This window comes from Mesorhizobium sp. M2E.F.Ca.ET.219.01.1.1, assembly GCF_004016445.2.
Taxonomy (GTDB): domain Bacteria; phylum Pseudomonadota; class Alphaproteobacteria; order Rhizobiales; family Rhizobiaceae; genus Mesorhizobium.
Map to the genome: position 1 here is coordinate 1 of NZ_SADT02000299.1, position 279 is coordinate 279.

General features: G+C 59.9%; 1 pseudogene. It reads right to left on the minus strand.

From position 1 onward, the window contains the following. Positions 1-62: 62 nt before the first annotated feature. Positions 63-279, minus strand: a pseudogene (locus EN862_RS35915) (GFA family protein); the annotation flags it as partial.

Below are 279 nucleotides of genomic sequence, written 5' to 3' on the forward strand. Positions count from 1 at the left end.
CGGAGGTTCAGGATGCCGGCAAACCAGCCGATGCAACAGGCTACCGGTAGAGCTGAACTGCTTCAGGCTGAGCGCCCATCGAAGTCGAAGATCGACAAGGTGGACGGGTCGAGACCGGTCAAGCAGTTGATGTTGACGTAGGCGCTGCGTTCGCCGCTTTCGCTGGTGTCTTCGGCAAAGGGATGGATGCCGCAGGTTCGGCAGAAGCGGTGTGCTATTTTCGCTTCGCCGAATGTGTAGCGGCCAAGGTCATCGCCCCAGGCGACGAGTGTGAGCTTG